Below are 1,959 nucleotides of genomic sequence, written 5' to 3' on the forward strand. Positions count from 1 at the left end.
GGTACTTCACATTTTAACAAGAAATCCAGCTGGCGAGAAAGTGGTGGGTGATGACGGGATCGAACCGCCGACCCCCTCCTTGTAAGGGAGGTGCTCTCCCAGCTGAGCTAATCACCCACTTCTCAATTTCTTGTTCTACACGGCGGAGACTACATAAAGTAGTTGGTGGGTGATGACGGGTTCGAACCGCCGACCCCCTCCTTGTAAGGGAGGTGCTCTCCCAGCTGAGCTAATCACCCCCGCTGTGTGGAGTCGCATTATAGGGAGAGTTGAAAATGAGTCAACGCATTTTCTAAAGAATTTGTTCGTTCGTCGTAAATTTAAACAAAACGATCGCAAATCAATCCATGCAGCATGATTTGTATACGAAAATGGCAAAGCGTGATGTTCCAACCCGATGAACATTGAGGAATCAGACCACAGTGATAGAATACCAGCCTGATAATCTTCCCTGGATTTGCCGGTTGTCGGCATCTTTATAAACGTAAGGCCATTTCATGAAAATCAAAACTCGCTTCGCGCCAAGCCCGACAGGTTACCTGCACGTCGGCGGTGCGCGTACTGCTCTTTATTCCTGGCTTTTTGCACGTAACCATGGCGGTGAGTTTGTGCTGCGTATTGAAGACACCGATCTCGAACGCTCCACGCCGGAAGCTATTGAAGCCATTATGGATGGCATGAACTGGCTGAATCTGGAGTGGGATGAAGGCCCGTATTTCCAGACTAAACGTTTTGACCGTTACAATGCTGTCATCGATGAGATGCTGGAAGCGGGGACGGCATATAAATGCTACTGCTCCAAAGAGCGTCTGGAACAGCTGCGTGAAGAACAGATGGCAAAAGGTGAAAAACCACGTTACGACGGTCGCTGCCGTCACGGTCACGAACATCACGCTGCTGATGAACCTTGCGTGGTGCGTTTTGCTAACCCGCAGGACGGGTCCGTTATTTTTGATGATCAGATCCGTGGGCCGATCGAATTCAGCAACCAGGAGCTGGACGACCTGATCATCCGCCGTACAGATGGTTCCCCGACCTATAACTTCTGCGTCGTTGTTGATGACTGGGATATGGAAATCACCCACGTCATTCGTGGTGAAGACCATATCAACAACACCCCGCGTCAGATCAACATCCTGAAAGCGCTGAACGCGCCGGTGCCGGTTTACGCGCACGTGTCGATGATCAACGGCGACGACGGCAAAAAACTCTCTAAACGTCACGGTGCGGTCAGCGTGATGCAGTATCGCGACGACGGCTACCTGCCGGAAGCGTTGCTGAACTATTTGGTACGTCTGGGTTGGTCCAGCGGTGATCAGGAGATCTTCACCCGTGAAGAAATGATCAAGCTGTTCTCTCTTGGTGCGGTGAGCAAGTCTGCGAGCGCATTTAACACTGAAAAACTGCAGTGGCTGAACCACCACTACATTAATGCACTGGCGCCAGAATATGTGGCGACGCATCTGCAGTGGCACATTGAGCAGGAAAATATCGATACGCGCGTCGGCCCGCAGTTGTCTGAGCTGGTAAAACTGCTGGGTGAACGCTGCAAGACGCTGAAAGAGATGGCGCAGAGCTGCCGCTATTTCTATGAAGACTTTGCTGAGTTCGATGCCGATGCGGCGAAGAAACACCTGCGTCCGGTTGCGCGTCAGCCACTGGAAGTGGTTCGCGACAAACTGGCTGCTATCAGTGAATGGACCGCGGAAAACGTGCACCACGCGATTCAGGCAACCGCTGATGAGCTGGAAGTGGGCATGGGTAAAGTCGGGATGCCGCTGCGCGTAGCCGTAACCGGTGCGGGTCAGTCTCCGGCGTTAGACGTTACGGTGCATGCGATTGGTAAATCTCGCAGCATTGAACGTATTAACAAGGCGCTCGCGTTTATTGCTGAGCGTGAAAGTCAGCAGTAAGGCAGAGTGATCGATAAAAAAACGGCAGGAGTGCATCCTGCCGTTT

General features: G+C 52.0%; 1 protein-coding gene and 2 tRNA genes. 1 reads left to right on the forward strand and 2 read right to left on the reverse strand.

Features of this window, described 5'->3' with window-relative positions:
• Positions 1–41: 41 nt before the first annotated feature.
• Together FDX03_RS04275 and FDX03_RS04280 are read right to left on the reverse strand one after the other, a co-directional pair.
• Positions 42–117 (reverse strand) — tRNA-Val (locus tag FDX03_RS04275).
• 46 nt (positions 118–163) lie between these two features.
• A tRNA-Val gene (locus FDX03_RS04280) sits at positions 164–239 on the reverse strand.
• A gap of 258 nt (positions 240–497) precedes the next feature.
• On the opposite strand from FDX03_RS04280, the gene gltX reads away from it, so the two are divergent.
• Positions 498–1,913 carry a glutamate--tRNA ligase gene (gene gltX, locus FDX03_RS04285; RefSeq protein ID WP_048210996.1) on the forward strand — a complete coding sequence of 472 codons (1,416 nt, stop codon included), beginning with the start codon at positions 498–500 and terminating at the stop codon, positions 1,911–1,913.
• Positions 1,914–1,959: the final 46 nt, after the last annotated feature.

Origin of the sequence: Citrobacter sp. wls827 (genome assembly GCF_005280875.1) — a bacterium.
GTDB lineage: Bacteria > Pseudomonadota > Gammaproteobacteria > Enterobacterales > Enterobacteriaceae > Citrobacter > Citrobacter youngae.

Coding starts and splice junctions, on each gene's coding strand:
- gltX (WP_048210996.1), top strand. CDS start 498: ATGAAAATCAAAACTCGCTTCGCGCCAAGCCCGACAGGTTACCTGCAC.